A 20587-nucleotide genomic window follows, 5' to 3' on the forward strand; every position below is an offset into this window, starting at 1 on the left:
GATGATGTGCCGGTGCCTCCCTCCCGCAGGTCCCTGTCGTCTCGCCTTGCCGCCTCCGCGTTGCTCCTCGCAGTCACCGCGGCCTGTGCCCCGTCCGAGCAGGGGTCGGCGGGGAACACCCCGCCCGGCCCGCGCTCGTCGACCACCCCGGCGGACGTCGCTTCGGATGAGGCCTTCGTCGCCCTGGAGAAGCGCTACGACGCCCGGCTGGGCGTCTTCGCGATCGACACCCACACCGGTGAGACCCTCGCGCACCGCGCCGACGAGCGCTTCGCCTACGCCTCGACGTACAAGGCACTGGCCGCAGCCGCGGTGCTCGCGCGCACGGAGGCACGGCGCTGGGAGGAGGTCGTGACCTACGGTGCCGACGACCTGGTCACCTATTCGCCGGTGACCGAGCAGCACGTGGGGACCGGGCTGTCCCTGCGGCGCATCGCCGAGGCGGCGGTCCGCGAGAGCGACAACACCGCCGGCAACCTGCTGCTCGACGAGCTCGGTGGCCCCGCGGGTCTCCAACGGGCGCTGCGTGGGCTGGGTGACGACGTCACGGTCGTCGCGCGCCGCGAGACCGCGCTCAACGACACCTCGCCCGGGGACCGGCGCGACACCAGCACCCCGCGAGCCTTCGCGCAGGTCCTGCAGCGCTATGCGGTGGGCGACGCGCTGCGCCCGCCCGCGCGGCGCACCCTGCTGCGCTGGATGCGCGGCAACGCCACCGGGGACACCCTGGTGCGCGCCGGTGTCCCCGACGGGTGGCGGGTCGCGGACAAGTCCGGCGCCGCGGCGTACGGCACCCGCAACGACATCGCCGTCATCGAGGTGCCCGGGCGCGACCCGGTCGTGATGGTGGTCTTCTCCGACCGGAGCACGGCCGATGCCGAGTACGACGACGCGCTGGTCGCCGAGGCGGCCCGGGTGGCGCTGGGGGACCTGGTCCCTATGTCCGCCGGGTGAATCTGATATCGCCGTTCGGCATGCGTTGGTGCAGATAACGGTCGTCGTGGATCAGATGATGGTGGTGGCCACACAGAAGAATGCCTTTGTCGAGATCGGTCTTCCCGCCTGCTGACCACGGATCCACATGATGTGCCTCGCACCAGGTCGAGGGAATGGTGCAGCCGTCGGCGCGGCATTCCCGATCTCGAATTGCCAAGGCCTTTCTCTGCCCCGGGCTGAAGAGCCGGTTTGCGCGACCGAGGTCGAGCGGCACCGAAGGCGTGCCGAGGACTGCGGGGACGAGATTGGCCGTGCAGGCCAGGCGCCGGGCCTCGCCGGCGGTGATCCGGGAACCGTCCGCGAGTGTCGCGGAGCCGAGGCCGTCGACCAGGGCCGCCAGGTCCATGGTGATCACCAGCGTGGTCGCGTCGCCGCCGTGCAGCGGCAGCCGCGACGGGTCGATGGCCTCGAGCAACGAGCAGAACGCCTCGCCCAACCGCCGCTCGTAGGGCACCCGCCGTCCGTCCGCAGCAGGCTCATCCGCCGCCCGCCGGGGGTTGGTGAACGACTCCAGCATCGTGCTCAGCCGCAGCGCCACCGACTCCGGGACCTGAGCCCGGATGATCGCCGAGCCGTCGCCGACGTGCCGCACGCCCAGCGTCGTACGCCGCCGGGCGCGGCGCTCCGCGGCGCGCAGCTGCTCCTCCTCGACCTGCTCGGCCCACTCGGGTGCGACCACCTCCAGCAGCCGCTCGGCCAGCCGGCCCAGCTCGCGCGGCCCGAAGTCGGCGGCCTGCTCGACCAGGTAGGTCTCCGCACGGGCCAGCATCGCCGACCACTCATCCGCGGTGGCCTCGACCAGCGAGAACGCGTCGGTCAGGTCGTCGAGCGCGGCGACGATGACGTGCCCCTGGTCGAGGCTGACGTGTCCGCCCGCAAGCGCGGTCCCGACGCGGTGCCAACGTCGCTCGCACGCCACCCCGAGCCGCTGCAACCGCCGCGCGTTCGGCCCGGCGGTGTGGGTGCGGTGCGCGACCCACGCGGCTACGTCGCGGCACCCGTCGGCGTCGGCCACGTCATCCGCGCAGGCGATCACCCGCGCGTGCATCGCCTGCGCGCGTGAGGCCAGATGGGCGGTCATCCGCAACGCCTGGCGCTTCTCCGAGACCGACAGGAATGTCGGATCGCGGTCAGCGATCTTGTCAAGAAATGCCTCCGCGCACCCCACGTCGGCGAGGTAGGGATGAGCCGTGTCGGCCATCGTCGCCTCCCGAGAGAACATGGTGGAGAAGTAATTCCGTAGGGCTCAGTCTACCGGCGTTCGAAAGTGTTCGAAAGTGTTCGAAAGGCCGCGAAAGGTAAAGACTGAATCTGTGGAAAACTGCGGCTGTTCGTCAGCCGGCCCGGCACCGCAGGGCATCGGTGGGGCGGAGGGCAATTTCGAGGGGGGCAGGCGATCGAGACCTGCCACGCCGCCGCCGCGGCGTACCCTCCCGCCATGGCCGACCTCGAGGTGCCCGTCGGTGACCGGGTGGTCATGGTGCGCGACGGCGGTGACCCGCACGGCGTACCCGTCGTGCACTTCCACGGCACACCGGGCTCGCGGCTGGAGGCAGGGTCGGGCGCCGAGGTCGGCCGGCGCATGGGCGCGCGGGTGATCGGTTTCGACAGGCCCGGGTACGGCGGGTCCGATCCGGCGCCGACCAGCCTGCGGCTCGTGGCCCGGGACGTCGAGGCGATTGCCGACCGACTCGGGTTGGAGCGGTTCGCGTGCCTGGGCTGGTCGGGCGGCGGACCCTTCGCCCTGGCGGCGGCGGCGGTGCTCGGCGAGCGGGTCACGCGCGTCGGGGTGTCGGGCGGGCCCGGTCCGGTGTCGGACGTGCCGGGGGCGCGGGACGCCCTCGACGCCAACGACCTGCAGGCGCTCGCGTACCTCCCGGACGCGCCCGACCGCGCGGCAGAGCAGTTCCGCGCCGGGAACGCCGAGCTGCTCGACGCCATGATGTCGGTGCGCGAGGACGCGGCGGCCCCGTGGATCGACTGGCAGTGGGCCGCGAGCGACCCGGACGTGGTCGCCGACGCGGGTGCGCGGCAGGCGCTGTTCGCCTCCTTCCGTGAGGCCCTGCGCCAAGGGCCGATGGGCATCGCCTGGGACAACGTCGCCTTCGTCGGGCCGTGGGGGATCCGGCTGGAGGACGTCGCCTGCCCGGTCCACCTCTGGTACGGCGACCGTGACGCGATGGTCGCGCCGGCGCATGGCGAGTGGCTGGCCGAGCACCTGCCGCACGCCGAGCTCGTGCGCTACCCAGGGGAGGGGCACCTGCTGCCACTGCGGCACTGGGAGCAGATGCTGGGCGTCCTGGTCCGTCCCGTCTGATCCGGCGGCGCGGGGGAGAGGGCTCGCTCAGTCCTCCGGCAGCGCGGCGAACGCGCGCTGGGTGTCGCGGTACCAGCCCAGCGACTTCTTCGGGTGGCGCCAACGGCCCTTCATCGCGTCGCGGGCCTCCTGATGGGTGGCGTCGCCGGCCTTCTCCGCCTCCTTGAGATGGCGGTCCTGGGCGTTGATCACGTCGTCGGCGCTCTCGCCGCGGTGGGCGAGGTCGCACGGGCCGCCGAGGGCCCGGCAGGTCATGGTCTTCATGTCGTCTCCCAATGGGTCGAGTGGGTGGTCCTGTGCTGATGACGAGCCGCAGCGCTCAGGTGTGACCCGCGGGGGACCGATGGTCTAGTCGCGCGCCCGCTCGCCGTCCCGGCGCACGACCTGCGCCAGCACCTCCGGCGCCGCGCGGAAGGTGATGGTGCGCACGAGGCCGTCCTCGACGGTGAAGTCGAAGACCACCTTCGCGGCGCCGAGGTGGAACCACGCGGTCCCGGGGCGCTCGCCGACGAAGACAGGGAGCGCGGCGGTGGCGCTTCCGTTGAAGAACGTCGCCACCTCCTGGCGCCCCGCGATCCGCTCCGGGGTGCCGGCCAGGACCGCGGCGTCGTCGGCGCCCACGGAGGCGTCGGGGGCGAGCAGCCGCAGCAGCCGCTCGAAGTCGCCCGCCTTCGCTGCGGCCATGAACGCGTCGACCACCTCCCAGTCCGTCAGGCGGTCCTCCGCACGCGGCTGCGCGACCTTGGCCCGTGCCCGCGAGGCGAGCTTGCGGGCCGCGGTCGGCGTGGTGTCCAGCACCGCTGCGATCGTCGGGAACTCGAAGCCGAAGCTGTCGTGCAGCACGAACGCCACCCGCTCGCGCGGGGAGAGCCGGTCGAGCACCACCTGGAGCGCGTGGCCCACGGAGTCCGCGAGCACCACGTCGTCGGCCGGGTCGCCGCCGGTCTCTGCGGCATCCGCGGGCTCGACCTCGGCGACCGGTTCCGGGGTGCGGGCGCGCAGCCGGTCCAGGCACAGCCGGGTGGTCACGGTGGTCAGCCAGGCCGGCAGGCTCTCGACCGTGGCGTCGCTGCGGTGCAGCCGCAGCCACGCCTGCTGCACGATGTCCTCGGCCTCCGCGTGGTCGCCCAGCACCCGGGCCGCGATCGCGACCAGGCGCGGCCGCTCCGCCTCGAACCGCTCCGCCTCGGCCTGCGTGCTCCCGTCCACGGCGTCCACCCTCCCACCCGGGCGGGCCGGGCGCTCAGATCATCGTCGTCAGGACGCCGCCGTCGGCACGGATCGCCGCTCCGTTGGTCGCCGCCGAGAGCGGGCTGGCGAGGAAGAGCGCGAGGTCGGCGATCTCCCCAGGCTCGATGAACCGCTCCAGCAGGGAGGTTCGGCTGCCCCCGATGATCGCCGCCTTCAGGTCCTCGGGGTCCACGCCCTGGGCGTCGGCGAGCCCGCGGACCGTGCCGGCGACGCCGTCGGAGTACGTCGGCCCGCCGAGGATCGTGTTCACCGTGACCGCTGTCCCGCGGGTGAGCTTGGCCAGGCCGTTGCCCAGGGCGAGGCCGGCGGCCTTGGTGACCCCGTAGTGCACCATGTCGGCCGGGATGTTCACCCCGGACTCGCTGCCGATGAAGATGATCCGCCCCCAGCCCGCGTCGAGCATGCCGCGGAGCAGGTGGCGCGAGAGTCGCACGCCGCTCAACAGGTTGACCTCGAGGTAGTGCTGCCACTCCTCGTCCGAGATCTCCTCGAACGCCCGGAGGTCGAAGAGGCCGACGTTGTTCACCAGGATGTCGACGCCGCTCAGCGAGTCCAGGAGCCGGCGCACCTCACCGGGATCGCCGAAGTCGGCCGCGAGTCCCGAGACCGACCCGTCAGGGACCTCGGCACGCAGTCGCTCGATCGCGGCATCGAGCCGGTCCTGGCTGCGTCCGTTGAGGACGACCGCCGCCCCCTCGTGGAGCAGACCAGAGGCGACCGCGTAGCCGATGCCCTGGGTCGACCCACTGATGAAGGCCTTCTTGCCGGTCAGCTGCAGATCCATGTCGCGTCCTTCTCGTCAGACCGTACGGCAGGCCGGATGACTTGCTTGGTCAAGTGAAATCTAGAAACGATCACTTGCTCAGTCAAGTCACGGCGATGCTCGTGGGCGCTTCATCGCCTACCCTGCTCGCATGCCAGACCCCAGCGACCGCACCGCCCTCAGCGACGAGAACCTCGAGACCTGGTCCGCGGTGGCGACGCTGCTGGAGTGGCTTCCTGCGGCGCTCGACGCCCAGCTGCAACGCGACGCGGGCGTGACCCACTTCGAGTACGGCGTGCTGTTCGCGCTCGGCGACGCCCCCGAGCGCACGCTGCGGATGAGCACCCTGGCCGGCTACTCCCACAGCTCGCTGTCACGGCTGTCCCGCGCGGTGGCCCGGCTCGAGGCGAAGGGATGGGTGCGACGCGCGCCCGACCCGAGCGACGGGCGCTACACCCTGGCCACCCTGACCGATCTGGGGACGCAGAAGGTCGCCCAGGCCGCACCCGGGCACGTCGAGCTGGTCGAGCGCGTGGTCTTCGGGTCCCTGACCCGGGCCCAGGCGCGCCAGCTCGGGGAGATCAGCCGGCGCATCACGGGCGCGATCCGGTCCGAGGACGGCTGGCGGCCGGCCTCGCAGGCGGCTCGCTGACCACCCGGGCGGGCCGGAGGCTCAGATCTCCGCCCACCCCTTCGCGCGCTCGACGGCCGCGAGCCAGCGGCGGTGGTCGGCGTCGGCGTCCTCGCGGGCGCGGGTCGGGGTGAAGGCGCGGTCCAGGGTCCAGGTCTCGCGCAGCTCGTCGGTGGAGGACCACACGCCGGTGCCGAGCCCGGCCAGGAACGCCGCGCCCAGCGCGGTGGTCTCGATCGTCCGCGGCCGCTCGACCGGTACGCCGACCTGGTCGGCCTGGATCTGGCAGAGCAGGTCGTTGGCCGCGGCCCCGCCGTCGACGCGCAGCGCGGACGGCTCGCCGGGCATCGTCTCCAGCACGTCGCGCACCTCGAAGGCGATCGCCTCCAAGGTGGCGCGCACCAGATGGGCGCGGGTGGTGCCGCGGGTGATGCCGACGATCAGCCCGCGCGCGTGCGGGTCCCAGTGCGGGGCGCCGAGACCGGTGAGCGCGGGCACGAAGACCACGCCGTCCGAGGACGACACGGTGGCCGCGATCGCGGCCGTCTCCGCCGCGGAGCCGACCAGCTGCAGCCCGTCGCGCAGCCACTGCACTGCCGCGCCGGTCACGAAGATGGACCCCTCGAGGGCATAGGTCAGCTCACCCTCGGGGGAGCGCCAGGCGGCCGTGGAGAGCAGCCCGGCGTCCGAGCGCTCCAGGGTGGTGCCGGTGTTGGTGAGGATGAAGGACCCGGTGCCGTAGGTGCACTTGGAGTCGCCGACGTCGAAGCAGGTCTGCCCGAACAGCGCCGACTGCTGGTCCCCGGCGATGCCGGCGATCGGCAGCGAGAGGTCGAGGAACGTGCGCGGGTCGGTCACCGCGACCTCGCCCCAGTTGGGCACCAGCTCGGGCAGCGCGTCGTCCGGCACCCCGAACAGCTCGCACAGCTCCTTGCTCCACGTGCCGGCCTCGAGGTCGAGCAGCAGGGTGCGGCTGGCGTTGGAGATGTCGGTGACGTGGTGCAGGCCGCGGGTCATCCGGGCGATCAGGTAGGAGTCGACGGTGCCGATCGCGTAGCGCCCCGACTCCACCAGCGCCCAGGTGTGCGGCTCGTGCTCGGCCAGCCAGGCCAGCTTGGTCGCGGAGAAGTACGGGTCCAGCCGCAGCCCGGTCAGCTCGCGGACCCGGTCCTCGTGCCCGGCCTCGCGCAGCCGCACGCACACGTCCGCCGTACGCCGGTCCTGCCACACGATCGCGCGCCGCGGGGAGCCCAGGGTGTCGCGGTCCCACAGCAGCACCGTCTCGCGCTGGTTGGTGATCCCGACGGCGGTCAGGGCGGAGCGGTCCACCCGGGTGAGCACCTCGCGGACCGCCTCGAGGGTGGCCTGCCAGATCTCCTCGGGTGCGTGCTCGACCCAGCCGGGCCGCGGGAAGTGCTGCCGGAACTCCTGCGACGCGCTGGCCTCGACGCCTCCCTCGGGGGTGACGACGACTGCTGTCACACCGGTGGTGCCGGCGTCGATGGCCAGAACGCTCATGGGCGGCACCCTAGCGAGGGGGCCCGCCCCGCGGGCGCTCAGTCGGCGCGGACGATCTCCAGCACCCGCCGGTCCACCCAGGACAGGTCGGGCGCGACGCGCATCTCGAGGTTCTCCACGCCCACCCAGGTGCGGAAGTCCGGCTGCCCGGCGGCGCGGGCGTGCTCCTCCAGCGACTGCTCGAGCTCGGGGGTGACGACGACCTTGTCCTCCTCGCTCGAGGCGGTGAGGTAGAGGTCGTTGAGGCCCAGCAGCCGCTCCAGCTCCGGGATCGGCGCGGCGTGGTCGTCGACGCGCAGGTCGACGGCGATGTCGTCGTTGCCGCCGTACCCCGCCTCGTCGCGTACGACGAGCAGCGCGGCGGACTGCCGCCCGCGCCAGTCGCCTCCGGCGGCGTCGCCGGCGGCCAGCGCGGCGAGCAACCGGCGCTCGAAGGGCTCCTCGGCGCTCTCGAGCCAGGTGCGCTCCATCGCCTCGATGACCTCGGGGCCGGCCAGGCAGTTGCCCTGGATGGCGTAGCCGTCACCGGTGGTGTGACCCGCGTAGGTGACGCAGCCGCGCCCGGTGTGGCTGGCGGCGCCGCCGTCGGAGTCGACGATGCCGACCTGGCGGTGCTCGCGGCCCTCGTCCTCCTCGAGCAGCCGCTCCAGCGCGATCTCGGCGGTCGCGCCCTCGTCGAGGTGGGACAGCGCCAGCCCCTTGTAGGCGACGTTGGCGTCGGCCTGGGTCGCGATCGCGCCCACCTGCGCGACGGCGGCCGGCACGGCGGAGCCCACCGCGAGGAACTTGGAGGCGACGGCGACGCCCCAGGACTCTCCGTCGGCGGACCGGGCCACGATCGAGAACGTCATGGCTGAAGGTTAGACAGGCCCGCGCGTTCCCCGGCGATCGGCGTGCCGCCGCCGTTACGGTGAGCCGTGCTCAACGACGTCTCGCGCCGAACCCGCCTGTACACCTTCGTCATGGGGCTGAGCGTCGGTCTGGTCTTCGGCCCCTTGGTGGCGACCATCGCCCGGCCCCTCGACGTCGGCACCGGCTCCGTGATCGCCTTCCCTGTCGCCGCGATCGTCGTCATGGTCCTGGCGAGCAACGTGATGTTCGCGTCGCTGTACCTCGACACCTTCCGCTTCTGGGAACAGGTGGTCATCGGGTCCCAGGAGATCGTGGCTGGCACCGTCTCGACGGTCTCAGTACCGGGCCGCGTGCTGACGCACCGGATCTCGCGCGGCCGACCGCACTTCTCGATCCTCGGCGGCCGGCAGGCGGGGGAGGGACTGCTGCTGCCCGTCACGGTCGTCGGCGACGGCCCGCCGCGGCGCGTCGCCCTCCTCGCGCCGGTCCTGCCCGCGCTCCAGCACCGGGACGCGCCGCTCGTGGTGGCCCTGCACCCGGAGCGCCCGGAGGTGGGCGTCCTCGACGACCGGGTCGGCGTCGCCGACCTCGAGGCCGCCGCCCACGACCCGCGCTGGGCCGACCGGCTGCCGACCAACGGCAGCACCGCCGGAGGCTGGGGGAAGCTGGTGGCGTGTGGCCTGGCCGGTGCGTTGGTGGCAGGCGTGCCCGTGTTCGCGCTGCTCACCTGAGCGACCGCGCTGGCCGCGGCTCGGCTGTCGTCGCTAGGGTCGCTGGTGGAACATCCACGGACGAACCAGGAGGACCCATGCGCGTCGGAGTGCTGACCGGAGGCGGGGACTGCCCGGGCCTGAACGCGGTGATCCGCGCTGTCGTCCGCAAGGGCGTGCGCGAGCACGGCTTCGAGTTCGTCGGCTACCGCGACGGCTGGAAGGGCCCCCTGGAGGGCCTGACCATGGAGCTCGGCATCGAGCAGTGCCGCGGCATCCTGCCCCGCGGTGGCACGATCCTCGGCTCCTCGCGCACCAACCCGTTCGCGATCGAGGGCGGTGTCGAGCGGATCAAGGACAACCTGGCCGCGCACGGCGTCGACGCGCTGGTCGCGATCGGCGGCGAGGACACCCTCGGCGTCGCCACCAAGCTCGCCGACCTCGGCGTCAACGTCGTCGGCGTGCCCAAGACGATCGACAACGACCTGTCCGGCACCGACTTCACCTTCGGCTTCGACACGGCCGTCAACATCGCCGTCGAGGCGATCGACCGGCTGCACACCACCGCGGAGTCCCACCACCGCGCGCTGGTCGTCGAGGTCATGGGTCGCCACGCGGGCTGGATCGCGCTGCACTCCGGCATCGCCGGCGGCGCCAGCGTCGTGCTCATCCCCGAGCAGCCCTTCGACATCGAGAAGGTCTGCGCCCACGTCGAGACCCGGTTCGTCTCCGAGTACGCCCCGATCATCGTGGTCTCCGAGGGCGCGGTCCCGGTCGCGGGCGGCGACATGACCGTGCAGTCCGGCGAGGTCGACGCCTTCGGGCACGTGCGCCTCGGCGGCATCGGCGACCGGATCGCCCAGGAGATCGAGCAGCGCACCGGCAAGGAGGCCCGCGCGGTCGTGCTCGGCCACGTGCAGCGCGGCGGCACCCCGTCGGCCTTCGACCGCTGGCTGGCCACCCGCTGCGGCCTGCACGCCATCGACGCGGTCGCCGACGGCGAGTTCGGCGTGATGGTCGCCCTGCGCGGCACCGACATGGTCCGCATCCCGCTGATCGAGGCCACCGGCGAGCTCAAGGTCGTCAGCCCGGAGGAGTACGCCGAGGCGGAGGTCTTCTTCGGCTGACGCTCACCGCGCCGTGCTCGTCCACGGCGTGCAGCGCCGTCGCGGCGCCGAGCTCGTCGGGACCGATCTCGACGACCTCGGCGCCGGTGCGGGCGTCCTCCTGCTCGACCGCCCAGCCGGTCCACGGCCCGCCGGCCGGGCGCGCCCAGCGCCCGCCCAGCAGCAGGTACGGCGTGCCGGCCGAGGAGGTCCGCAGCGCGCCGGTCGCCTCGGTGCGCAGCAGCAGCACGCCGTCCTCGTGGACAGTCGCCGCCTCCAGGCGCGAGAGCATCGGCAGCCCGGCGGTCGGGGATGAGGCCGGCCACGGCCACGGCGACACCCGCTCCTCGAGCACCCGCGTCCCGTCCGGCGCCTCGACCGGTACGACGCGGGTCCAGGGACGCCCCAGGCCGCGCACCAGGTGCCGCTCCCAGCCGCCCAGCACGTCGACCGGCCCGTCCCACGCCGCGCGCAGCCGCGCCCAGGGGAGCGGGTCGAGGTCGGCACCCGCCAGCGCCGCGACCGCCCGCGCCCCGGCCTCGGCGCGCGGCAGCGCCGCGGGACACGGCACAGCGAGGCGGAAGCCGACCCCGAGGAACGTCGGCACCAGCCGGGTCCAGCCGCGCTCGTCGAGGTCGACGGGCTCCCCGTCGTACCAGGTCCGGGCGGGCACGGTCGCGCTCAGCAGCCGAGGAGGGTGCGCAGCGCGTCGGCGCGGTCGCGGTAGTCGGCGTACTCGTCGAAGCTCGGCGCGCCGGGGGAGAACAGCACCCGCCGGGCGGGGTCCTCGGAGGCGAGCACCGCACGCACCGCGTCGGCGAAGCCGGGGCTCAGGTGCACCGGGTGCGGGCCGTCGCTGGGCAGCGCGGCCGCCAGCCGCGCCCCGGCCGCGCCGAAGGCGTGCACGCCGACCGGGCCGGTGCGCCCGGCCAGGTAGGCGACCAGGGGATCCAGCTCGAGCCCGCGGTCGGCACCCCCGAAGAGCAGCAGCACCCGCTCCTGCGGCCACACCTCGAGCGCCGCGACCACCGCCTCAGGAGCGGTGGCCAGGCTGTCGTCGTACCAGGCGCGGCCGTCGGGGGAGGCGACCGGCTCCAGGCGGTGGGCCAGCGGGGCGAAGTCGCGCAGAGAGGCCAGCGCCGTGAGCCGGCTCGCGTCGTCGTCGAGCAGCCCGGCGACCTCGAGGGCGCGCAGCGCGAGCGCGCAGTTGGCGGCATTGTGGCGCCCCGGCAGCGGCAGCTCCTCGGCGCCCAGACGACCCACGCCCGGCCAGACCAGGTCGCCGGCGTCGTCGGCGTGCACGTGCTCGGCGTCGGGGCGGTGCAGCGTGGTGGCCGCGCCCACCCGCGCCGCGGCCTCGTCGTACGCCGGGCCCGGCGCGGCGACCACGTGCTCGGGGCCGTGGGCGAGCAGGTTGAGCTTGTCGTGGACGTACTGGGCGTAGCCGCCGTGCCAGGGCAGGTGCTCGGCGTACAGCGAGGTCAGCACCACCACGCGCGGGGAGGTGGTCACGGTGCGGGCCTGATAGCTCGACACCTCCAGCGCGACCACGTCGAGCTCGTCGGCGTCGACGGAGAGCACCGGGGTGCCGACGTTGCCGACGACCGCGCTGCGCAGGCCCACCGCGCGCGCCACGTGGGCGATCAGCGAGGCGGTGGTGGACTTGCCCTTGGTGCCGGTGACGCCGATGGTCAGCCCGGCGTGCTCGCCCAGCCACAGGTCGGTCAGCCCGGTCACCGGCGTGCCGGCGGCGGCCAGCTCGACCTGGAGAGGCGCGGTGGCGGGGACGCCCGGCGAGGCCACCACGACGCGCGCGGCGCGCAGCGCCTCGACGGCCGCCGCGCCGACCAGCACCGGCAGCGGGGCGTCGGCGGGCGCGCCCGCGCTGTCGGTGGCGTCGGGCAGCGCGATGGTGGCGTCCAGGCCGCGGTGGGCGAGCTCCGCGGCGACGGCCGCGCCCTCGCGCCCGTAGCCCCAGACGACGGTGCCGGTCGGGGGCAGCTCAGAGAACCGCACGGGCGGCCTGCTCCAGCGCGGGGGACAGGGCGTGCTGGGGGGCGAAGGTGAAGGCCGCCTCCTCCTGCTCCGGGGTGACGGTGACCTCGGCGACGCCGGGCAGCGCGAGGAAGGGATGGTCCTTCCACTCCGGGTGCCGGCGCAGCAGCTCGACGGCGACCTGGCACTCCTCGGGCTCGCCCACGCACTCGAAGGGCTTGTGCGTGGGGCCGGTGCCGAGCAGGTCGAGGAACCCGTCGCGCTGCGCGGTGTCGCTCAGCGCGTCGGCGAACAGGTCGCGCCCGCCGTAGATCGCGAGCAGCTCGGCGCGCGGCAGGAACGGCGCCAGGCAGAGGAACACGAAGCGGCACTTGTCGCAGCGCCCGCACCACTCGGTGCGCTTCGCCGGGTCGAGGTGGAAGGAGCGGTTGCAGCTGGTGAACGCGCGGTGGTAGCCGGTGTGCGTGGCGAAGCGGCGCATGATCGCCAGCTCCGAGAGCGGGCGCAGGAACGACACGTAGTCGAGCGCGACGCCGGCGAGCCGCTCGCGCAGCAGCCGCTCGAACTCCAGGCCCTTGGACCACTGGTGGTTGACCTCGACGCCGGCCCAGGTGAGGTTGCCGTACGACGAGCTGCGCTCGTTGCTGAACACCACGCTGTCGAAGCCCGAGCGCAGCGCGACCAGACAGCCGATGAGGGAGTTGATCGCGGTGACCGGGACGTGCCCGTTGTGGGCCCCGGCCTCGTTGAGCGCCTTCAGCCCCGGGTCGATGGTGCGGCGCGCGGTGAGCAGCGGCAGGCCCGCGACCTCGGCGGTGCGGGTGATCGGGGCGTAGGTGTTGACCGAGAACAGCGCCACGTCGAAGCCACCGACGCGCAGCGCCTCGAGGGTGACGATGGAGTCCTTGCCGCCGCCGACCGCGGCGAGCACTCGGGCGCCCGGGCGGGTGGCCGTGGGCACCGCGGGGGAGTCGGAGGCGGCCGCGTCCGTGCCGGTGCCGCGGATCGCGGGACGCAGCGCCTCGGGCAGGTCGTTGCGGTAGGCGAACTCGCCCAGGCCGTGGCGGACCACGGTGGCGAGGAACTCCTGCTCACGCGGGCCGGCGCCGAGCGGCGTGGTGTCGATGCTGGCCGGGACCACTGCCTTGTAGTAGCTCAGCCCCGCGGCCAGCGAGAGCAGCCGCACCACGAGGGTGAAGTCGTCGTCGACGGGGCGCGGGTCGGCGACCTCGGGCAGCTCGACGACCTCGGTGAAGCGCTGCTGCGCACCGCCTCCGGCGATGCTCCAGTGCAGCTCCACGCGGGCGCCGTCGTCGCTGACGACGGGCTCCTCGTGGGTCAGGACGAGCTCTGAGCGGGGGACGTCGAGCAGGCGGGACACCTCCCGATCATAGGAGCGGGACCGCGGGCCCGGGCGCGCGCACCACGCGACGCTGCCCACACCGGGGCCCGGGGCGCCTGGACCGGTCTGGGTCGGGTGGGGCGCAGGGGGTTACGCCGGGGCGGTCCGGGGGCAATGGTGGTCCCATGAGCACCTCCGCGCCGGCGCAGCCGGATCGCAGCCAGCAGGGTCCGCAGCTGAAGCGGACCATCGGTCCCGGCCTGCTGCTGCTGTTCATCGTCGGCGACATCCTCGGCGCGGGCGTGTACGCCGTCACCGGCCGCCTCGCGGGCGAGGTGGGCGGCGTGGCCTGGCTGCCGTTCCTGGTCGCGTTCGGAGTGGCCACGCTCACGGCGTTCTCCTACCTCGAGCTGGTGACGAAGTACCCGCAGGCCGCGGGCGCGGCGCTGTACGCCCACAAGGCCTTCGGCATCCACTTCGTGACCTTCCTGGTCGCCTTCACCGTCGTGTGCTCGGGCATCACCAGCGCCTCGACGTCCTCAGGCCTGCTGGCCGAGAACCTCCTCATCGGCATCCACGAGCTCGTGCCCGCGATGCCGACCGGGGAGACCGCGTCGCTGGTGACCGCGCTGGTGTTCATGGGCGTGATCGCGGCGATCAACCTGCGCGGGGTGAGCGAGAGCGTGAAGTTCAACGTCGTGCTCACGATCATCGAGATGCTCGCGCTGGCGATCGTCATCGGCATCGGCATGTGGGTGGTCGGTCGCGGCAACGGCGACCTGTCGCGCGTCACGGTCTTCGAGAGCCCCGACGAGAAGAACCTCTTCATGGCGGTCACGGTCGCCACCGCGATCGCGTTCTTCTCGATGGTGGGCTTCGAGGACTCCGTGAACATGGTGGAGGAGACCAAGGACCCGCTGCGGATCTTCCCCAAGATGATGTTCACCGGCCTCGGCATCGCGGCGCTCGTCTACGTGCTGGTCGCGATCTCCGTGGTGGCGGTGATCCCGGCCGGGCAGATCGCCGCCCCGCAGAACCCCGAGGCCGGGGTGCTGCTCGACGTCGTACGGATCGGCGCCCCGGACATCCCGATCGACAAGATCTTCCCGTTCCTGACCGTCTTCGCGGTCGCCAACACCGCCTTGATCAACATGCTGATGGCCAGCCGGCTGATCTACGGCATGGCCCGCCAGGACGTCCTGCCCCGCAGCCTGGGCCGGGTGTCGCACCGTCGCCGGACGCCGTGGACCGCGATCGTGTTCACCACGATCCTGGCGCTCGCGCTGATCGTCCTGGTCCGCACCCAGTCGGAGACCACGATGGTCGCGGCGCTCTCGGGCACCACCTCGCTGCTGCTGCTCGCGGTGTTCACGCTGGTCAACATCTCCTGCCTGGTGGCCCGCCGGCGCCCGGACCGGACGGAGTTCCGTGCACCCACCGCGGTGCCGGTCATCGGGGCGATCGCGTGCGCCTACCTGCTCGGGCCGTGGGCGCGACTGGAGGAGGACATGGTGCAGTACCGCATCGCGGGCCTGCTGCTGGCGCTCGGCGTGGTGCTGTGGCTCGGGGCGTGGCTGACCAACCGCGGGGTGCGCGCCAAGAAGACCGGCTTCCGCGACATCGACCACCTCGACGGCTAGACCTCCTCACCCGGCCCGGTCGCCAGCGTGGACGGCGAGTCGGCCACCGGTCGCCCGCCGCGTACCCTGGGGGAGTGAGCAGCATCCCGTCCCTCGAGTCCCTGCACGCCATGGGCGCGGCCCAGCAGCCGACGTACCCCGACCGTGCCGCCCTCGGGTCCGCCGTCGAGCGGCTGCGCACGATGCCCCCGCTGGTGTTCGCGGGGGAGTGCGACGACCTCACCGCCAAGCTCGCTGCCGTGACCCGCGGCGAGGCGTTCCTGCTCCAGGGCGGCGACTGCGCCGAGACCCTGGCCGGCGTCACCGCCGACAACGTCCGCAACAAGCTGCGCGTGCTGCTGCAGATGTCGGTCGTGCTGACCTACGCCGCCTCGGTGCCGGTGGTCAAGGTGGGCCGGCTCGCCGGGCAGTACGCCAAGCCGCGCTCCAAGGACACCGAGACGCGCACGATGCCCGACGGGCAGAGCGTCACCCTGCCGGCGTACCGCGGCGACGCGGTCAACGGCTTCGACTTCACCCCCGAGTCGCGCACGCCCGACCCGCAGCGCCTCGTCGACGTCTACAACGCCTCGGCCGCCACCCTCAACCTGGTGCGCGCGTTCACGACCGGCGGGTACGCCGACCTGCGCCAGGTGCACACCTGGAACACCGACTTCGTGCGCAGCTCGCCCGCCGGGCAGCGCTACGAGGCGGTCGCCAACGAGATCGAGCGCGCCCTGGAGTTCATCCGGGCGATCGGCGCCGACCCCGAGGAGTTCCACCGCGTCGACTTCCACTCCAGCCACGAGGCGCTGGTGCTGGAGTACGAGCACGCGATGACGCGCATCGACTCGCGCACCGAGCAGCCCTACGACGTGTCGGGCCACTTCGTGTGGATCGGTGAGCGCACCCGCCAGCTGGACGGCGCGCACGTCGAGCTGCTGAGCCGCATCCGCAACCCCATCGGCGTCAAGCTCGGCCCGACCACGACCGCCGACGACGCGCTGGCGCTCGCGGCCAAGCTGAACCCCGACAACATCCCGGGCCGGCTGACCTTCATCACCCGCTTCGGCGCCGGCAAGATCCGTGACGGCCTGCCGCAGATCGTGGAGAAGGTCACCGCCGAGGGTGTCCAGGTGGCCTGGGTCTGCGACCCGATGCACGGCAACACCTTCGAGGCCTCCTCGGGCTACAAGACCCGTCGCCTCGAGGACGTCGTGGAGGAGGTCCAGGGCTTCTTCGACGTGCACCGCGCGCTCGGCACCTGGCCCGGCGGCCTGCACATCGAGCTGACCGGCGACGACGTCACCGAGTGCGTCGGCGGCGGCGAGGACCTGCTGGAGATGGACCTGCACAACCGCTACGAGTCGGTGTGCGACCCGCGGCTGAACCGGGTGCAGTCCCTCGAGCTGGCCTTCCTCGTGGCGGAGATGCTGCGCAAGGCCTGACCCCGGGCATCATGGGCGCCATGATCGACCTGCGCTCCGACACCGTCACCCGTCCCACCGAGGCGATGCGCGCCGCGATGGCGCGCGCCGAGGTGGGCGACGACGTGTACGGCGAGGACCCCACGGTCCTGGCCCTCGAGGAGCGGGTGGCCGAGCTGTTCGGCCACGAGGCCGCGCTGTTCACCCCCACCGGGTCGATGGCCAACGTGCTGGCGGTCGCCAGCCTGGTCTCGCCCGGGCAGGAGGTGCTGTGCGAGTCGCGCGCCCACATCGCCCGCGCCGAGCTCGGCGCCCACGCCAGCATCGGCGGGGTCACGATGCGCACCTGGGTCGACGAGGGTGGCCAGATCGACCTGCCGGTCATCCGCCGGCTCTTCGCCCCGGACATGGGGCCGTTCTTCGTGCCGACCGCGGCGATCTCGGTGGAGAACACCCACAACTTCGCCGGCGGCGCGGTGCTGCCGCTCGAGGACCTGCGCGACCTGCGCGAGTTCGCCACCGAGGTCGGCACCGGCGTGCACCTCGACGGCGCCCGGATCTGGAACGCCCACGTCGCCACCGGCACGCCGCTGCGCGAGTACGGCGCGGTGGCCGACGTGCTCGCGGTGTGCCTGTCCAAGGGGCTGGGCGCCCCGGTCGGCTCGCTGATGGTCGGCGCGGCCGACGCCGTCGCCGAGGCACGCGTGCGGCGCAAGCGGATGGGCGGTGGCATGCGTCAGGTCGGCATCCTCGCCGCGGCCGGGCTCTACGCCCTGGACCACCACGTCGAGCGGCTCGCCGAGGACCACGAGCACGCGCGGATCCTCGCCGAGGCCCTGGGCGCCGACCCCGCCTCGGTGTCGACCAACATCGTGGTCGTCGACCGCGCGGACGCCGCGCAGGTCGTCGTACGAGCGCGGGAGGAGGGGGTCCTGCTCAGCACCGTCGGCCCCACCGCCCTGCGCCTGGTCACCCACCTCGACGTGGACCGCCCCGCCGTCGACCGCGCCGCCCGCATCCTCGCCGCCCTCTGACACCTTCCCCGAGTCGGCCCGGATGGCGAGGGGTCAGCGAGCCGCCGCCCGGGCGACCTCCCCGGCGTCGAGGCGGCCGAGGACCGGGGGAAGCTTGCGCACCGCCTGCGCCAGCTCGCGCAGCTCGCTGCCGAGCAGAGCCTGCGGACCGTCGCACAGTGCGCTCTCGGGTGAGGGATGGACGTCGACGATGACGCCGTCCGCGCCCACCGCGATCGCCGCCCGCGAGAGAGGTACGACGAGGTCCTTGCGACCCGCGGCGTGCGAGGGGTCCACGATCACGGGCAGGTGGCTGCTGGCCTGGGCGACCGGGACCGCGGAGATGTCCAGGGTGTTGCGGGTCGCCGGCTCGAAGGTGCGGATGCCGCGCTCGCACAGCACGATCTCGAGGTTGCCGCGCTGGGCGATGTACTCCGCGGCCATCAGCCACTCCTCGATGGTCGCGGTCATGCCGCGCTTGAGCAGCACCGGCTTGCCGGCGTCCCCGACGGCCTGGAGCAGCCCGAAGTTCGCCATGTTGCGGGTGCCGACCTGGAGCATGTCGGCGTGCTGCGCGACGATCTCGACGTCGCGTGCGTCGACGACCTCGGTCACCACCGGCAGCCCGGTCAGCGAGCGCACGTCGGCGAGGATCTCCAGCCCCGCACGGCCCAGCCCCTGGAAGGCGTACGGCGAGGTGCGCGGCTTGTAGGCACCCCCGCGCAGGATCGTGGCGCCGGCGGACTTCGCCATCTGCGCGGCCTCGAGGGTCTGCTCGGGCGTCTCCACCGCGCAGGGCCCGGCCAGGAAGGTGAAGGTGTCCGGGCCGATCGGCACCTGCCGCCCGGGCGGGCCGACCCACACCGTCGAACGGCTGGGGTGGTGCTGCCGGCTGACCAGCTTGTAGGGGTCGGAGATCCGGTGCACGTCGGCGACCCCGGGCAGCGTGCGCAGGTTCAGGTGGTGGAAGGAGGTGATGTCCCCGACCAGGCCGATGATCGTGCGCACGACGCCCTTGCTGACGAACGCCGCGCCGCCGACGTCCTCGACGCGGCTGACGACGCGGGCGACGTCCTGCTCGGTGGCGTCCGGGGACATGACGACGACCATGGTGCTTCCTCTCTCTGGCCCGGCGCGGGCGCTGGAGCGGACGGCGCGCCCCGGCCGGTGCCGGCCCCACGAGGGTGCGCGACGAGGACGACGGTAATCAGCCGGTCGGACCTGCTCGACCCCTTTTCCGAGGCATGGGACCAGACGCTGCGTGACCCGCGCCTCAGACCGCGTGTGCCTCCGCGCGCAGCTTCTTCAGCAGCGCGATGTCGGGGTTGCCGGCGTCGCGGGAACCGGGCGTCTCGAGCACGAACGGGACCCCCGCGGTCTCGGGGTGGGCGAACAGCTCGCTGAACGCCTCGGTGCCGATGTGGCCCTGGCCGATCTGCTGGTGACGGTCCTTGAACGCACCCCGCACGTCCATCGAGTCGTTCGCGTGGATCAGCCGGAGCCGCCCGGGGCCGCCGATCTCGACGATCCGGTCGACGGTGGCGGTGGTGCCGCCGGGCTCGTCCAGCGGCGCGCCCGCGGCGAAGACGTGGCAGGTGTCCAGGCAGATGCCGGCCGACGGGTGGTGGTCGAGGGCGTCGAGGTACGGCGCGAGGTCCTCCACCCCGGCGCACAGCGAGCGGCCCTGGCCGGCGGTGGGCTCCAGCAGCAGCGACGGGACCTCGGGGCCCTCGCCCAGCTCCTCGAGCAACGGCAGGAGGCCCTCACGGACCTGCGCCATCGCGGCGGCGTACCGCGCCTCGCTCGCGCCGGGCTCGGGGTCGACGAACGACCCGGTGTGCACGACCACGCCCTCGGCGCCGATTGCAGCCGCCCGGCGCAGGTTGTGCGCGACGACGGCCACGGACTTCTCATACGTCGCGGGGGTCGGGCTGCCGAGGTTGACCAGGTACGGCGCGTGGATGAAGACCCGCAGGCCCCGCGCGGTGATCGCGTCGCGGAACGCCGCGTCCTCGGCGGGCTTGCCGGGGGACAGCGCCCAGCCGCGGGGGTTGCCCACGAAGACCTGGAAGGTCTCGCACTCGAGCTCCTCGGCGCTGGCGAGCGCGCCGGCGACGAGGCCCTTGCCGACCTGCACGTGGGTGCCGATCGGGTTGCGCAGGGACGGGCTGAGCAGGGCGGGGCTGGTCACCCCCGCACGCTATGTGAGGCGCGCGGCACGTCCGGCACCCAGGTCGAGGATCCGCTGGGCGTCCGAGACTCAGAGCACAGAGAGCGTGTCGCCGCCCCGGATGGTGCCGGGCGTGGCCACGTCGGCGTACACGGCGAGGGACAGGTCGCGCTCGGCGGCCAGGCGCGGCAGCAGCCGGCCCTCGGCGGTGGCGCCGTCCTGGTCGATGTCGACCATCCGGCACCGCGGGATGCGCTCGACCACCCGCAGCCGCGCGTCGCCGCAGGCCAGGGTGCGCCCGATCCAGGACTCCTCGACGAACGGCTCCTCGGAGGCGAACACGATGTTCACCCGCAGCCGGCGCGAGTCGGCCTGCACGCCCCAGTGCTCCTCGCACCAGGCCAGGGTGGCGGTGCCGACGAGGGAGACGGCGCCCCCGTCCTGGTGCGGCGTGCCCGCCTCCGGCAGCACGCGTACGGGGTCGCCCATCGTGCGGCTGAGCTCCGCGTCGAGGGCGGGGTCGCCGGCCCGCCACCGGCCGCCCGGCCCGACGACCACCACCTCGCCGGGGCGATTGCCGGCGACGGCGGTGTAGGAGAAGACCTCGTCGCGGCGGCGGAAGCGGTGGCTGCTCTTGCCCGAGGCGAGCCGGCCCTCGCCGTCCACCACGGCGTACCCGCGGTCGCCCGCGATGCCGCGAGGGTCGAGCACGGCGCTGTCGAGCTCCTCGCCACCCATCGACTTGACCGGGTAGTGGCGCAGGGACAGCACGAGGAAGGACATCCTCGAACCGTAACGGGGGACGGCTGTCGGCGGCAGGCCCGCTCGGGGCGGGTCTCGGGTGCGCGTAACTGCGCAATTGCGCGGAAAAGCACCG

General features: G+C 73.4%; 20 protein-coding genes. 8 read left to right on the plus strand and 12 right to left on the minus strand.

The features are described 5' to 3' along the window. Positions 1–6: 6 nt before the first annotated feature. On the plus strand, positions 7–954 hold the full coding sequence (gene bla, locus GFH29_RS07450; protein WP_416224775.1) for a class A beta-lactamase: 948 nt from the start codon (positions 7–9) through the stop codon (positions 952–954). On the opposite strand, the gene GFH29_RS07455 is transcribed toward bla, so the two are convergent. Continuing rightward, on the minus strand, positions 938–2218 hold the full coding sequence (locus GFH29_RS07455; RefSeq protein WP_153322746.1) for an HNH endonuclease signature motif containing protein: 1281 nt from the start codon (positions 2216–2218) through the stop codon (positions 938–940). The two genes, bla and GFH29_RS07455, sit on opposite strands and share 17 nt — an antisense overlap. A 216-nt stretch (positions 2219–2434) precedes the next feature. Here GFH29_RS07455 and GFH29_RS07460 point away from each other — a divergent pair, with 216 nt between their 5' ends. After that, on the plus strand, positions 2435–3313 hold the full coding sequence (locus GFH29_RS07460) for an alpha/beta fold hydrolase (protein WP_153322747.1): 879 nt from the start codon (positions 2435–2437) through the stop codon (positions 3311–3313). 27 nt (positions 3314–3340) lie between these two features. On the opposite strand, the gene GFH29_RS07465 is transcribed toward GFH29_RS07460, so the two are convergent. The 3 genes from GFH29_RS07465 to GFH29_RS07475 form a co-directional block, all read right to left on the minus strand. Then, positions 3341–3577: a DUF1059 domain-containing protein gene (locus GFH29_RS07465; RefSeq protein ID WP_153322748.1), complete on the minus strand. Its 237-nt coding sequence runs from the start codon at positions 3575–3577 to the stop codon at positions 3341–3343. 84 nt (positions 3578–3661) lie between these two features. Beyond that, positions 3662–4522: a sigma-70 family RNA polymerase sigma factor gene (locus tag GFH29_RS07470; RefSeq protein ID WP_153322749.1), complete on the minus strand. Its 861-nt coding sequence runs from the start codon at positions 4520–4522 to the stop codon at positions 3662–3664. 34 nt (positions 4523–4556) lie between these two features. Then, positions 4557–5348, minus strand: a complete 792-nt coding sequence (locus GFH29_RS07475) for an SDR family NAD(P)-dependent oxidoreductase (RefSeq protein ID WP_153322750.1) — start codon at positions 5346–5348, stop codon at positions 4557–4559. 130 nt (positions 5349–5478) lie between these two features. Here GFH29_RS07475 and GFH29_RS07480 point away from each other — a divergent pair, with 130 nt between their 5' ends. Continuing rightward, a complete protein-coding gene (locus GFH29_RS07480) occupies positions 5479–5979 on the plus strand; it encodes a MarR family winged helix-turn-helix transcriptional regulator (protein ID WP_153322751.1) in 501 nt (166 codons plus the stop codon). Between the two features lie 21 nt (positions 5980–6000). Here GFH29_RS07480 and glpK read toward each other — a convergent pair whose 3' ends face one another. Together glpK and GFH29_RS07490 are read right to left on the minus strand one after the other, a co-directional pair. Continuing rightward, a complete protein-coding gene (gene glpK, locus GFH29_RS07485) occupies positions 6001–7476 on the minus strand; it encodes a glycerol kinase GlpK (protein ID WP_153322752.1) in 1476 nt (491 codons plus the stop codon). 38 nt (positions 7477–7514) lie between these two features. Then, positions 7515–8327 carry a DUF1028 domain-containing protein gene (locus GFH29_RS07490; protein WP_153322753.1) on the minus strand — a complete coding sequence of 271 codons (813 nt, stop codon included), beginning with the start codon at positions 8325–8327 and terminating at the stop codon, positions 7515–7517. A gap of 66 nt (positions 8328–8393) precedes the next feature. Here GFH29_RS07490 and GFH29_RS07495 point away from each other — a divergent pair, with 66 nt between their 5' ends. After that, positions 8394–9059 carry a hypothetical protein gene (locus GFH29_RS07495; protein WP_153322754.1) on the plus strand — a complete coding sequence of 222 codons (666 nt, stop codon included), beginning with the start codon at positions 8394–8396 and terminating at the stop codon, positions 9057–9059. 77 nt (positions 9060–9136) lie between these two features. Continuing rightward, entirely contained in the window at positions 9137–10165 is a 1029-nt protein-coding gene (locus GFH29_RS07500; protein ID WP_153322755.1) for a 6-phosphofructokinase, read from the plus strand. Here the strand turns inward: GFH29_RS07500 and GFH29_RS07505 are convergent. The 3 genes from GFH29_RS07505 to GFH29_RS20460 are packed head-to-tail and all read right to left on the minus strand — an operon-like array spanning position 10122 to position 13520. Beyond that, complete coding sequence (locus GFH29_RS07505; RefSeq protein WP_153322756.1) at positions 10122–10817, minus strand: hypothetical protein; 696 nt, start codon at positions 10815–10817, stop codon at positions 10122–10124. The genes GFH29_RS07500 and GFH29_RS07505 overlap by 44 nt on opposite strands. 8 nt (positions 10818–10825) lie before the next feature. Beyond that, complete coding sequence (murD, locus tag GFH29_RS07510; RefSeq protein WP_153337501.1) at positions 10826–12160, minus strand: UDP-N-acetylmuramoyl-L-alanine--D-glutamate ligase; 1335 nt, start codon at positions 12158–12160, stop codon at positions 10826–10828. Then, positions 12147–13520, minus strand: a complete 1374-nt coding sequence (locus GFH29_RS20460; RefSeq protein ID WP_153337500.1) for a hypothetical protein — start codon at positions 13518–13520, stop codon at positions 12147–12149. The genes murD and GFH29_RS20460 overlap by 14 nt, the downstream gene beginning before the upstream one ends. Positions 13521–13666: 146 nt before the next feature. Here GFH29_RS20460 and GFH29_RS07515 point away from each other — a divergent pair, with 146 nt between their 5' ends. The 3 genes from GFH29_RS07515 to GFH29_RS07525 all read left to right on the plus strand — a co-directional run bounded on the left by GFH29_RS07515 (position 13667) and on the right by GFH29_RS07525 (position 17561). After that, on the plus strand, positions 13667–15121 hold the full coding sequence (locus GFH29_RS07515; RefSeq protein WP_153322758.1) for an APC family permease: 1455 nt from the start codon (positions 13667–13669) through the stop codon (positions 15119–15121). Between the two features lie 74 nt (positions 15122–15195). Next, complete coding sequence (locus tag GFH29_RS07520) at positions 15196–16548, plus strand: class II 3-deoxy-7-phosphoheptulonate synthase (protein ID WP_153322759.1); 1353 nt, start codon at positions 15196–15198, stop codon at positions 16546–16548. A gap of 20 nt (positions 16549–16568) precedes the next feature. Then, a complete protein-coding gene (locus GFH29_RS07525; RefSeq protein WP_153322760.1) occupies positions 16569–17561 on the plus strand; it encodes a threonine aldolase family protein in 993 nt (330 codons plus the stop codon). A 33-nt stretch (positions 17562–17594) separates the two neighbouring features. On the opposite strand, the gene aroF is transcribed toward GFH29_RS07525, so the two are convergent. The 3 genes from aroF to GFH29_RS07540 form a co-directional block, all read right to left on the minus strand. Continuing rightward, complete coding sequence (gene aroF / locus GFH29_RS07530; RefSeq protein ID WP_153322761.1) at positions 17595–18650, minus strand: 3-deoxy-7-phosphoheptulonate synthase; 1056 nt, start codon at positions 18648–18650, stop codon at positions 17595–17597. A 163-nt stretch (positions 18651–18813) separates the two neighbouring features. Beyond that, a complete protein-coding gene (locus GFH29_RS07535; RefSeq protein ID WP_228387824.1) occupies positions 18814–19731 on the minus strand; it encodes a deoxyribonuclease IV in 918 nt (305 codons plus the stop codon). 69 nt (positions 19732–19800) lie between these two features. After that, entirely contained in the window at positions 19801–20493 is a 693-nt protein-coding gene (locus GFH29_RS07540) for an MOSC domain-containing protein (RefSeq protein WP_153322762.1), read from the minus strand. Positions 20494–20587: the final 94 nt, after the last annotated feature.

The organism is Nocardioides sp. dk884 (genome assembly GCF_009557055.1).
Classification (GTDB): Bacteria; Actinomycetota; Actinomycetes; order Propionibacteriales; family Nocardioidaceae; genus Nocardioides.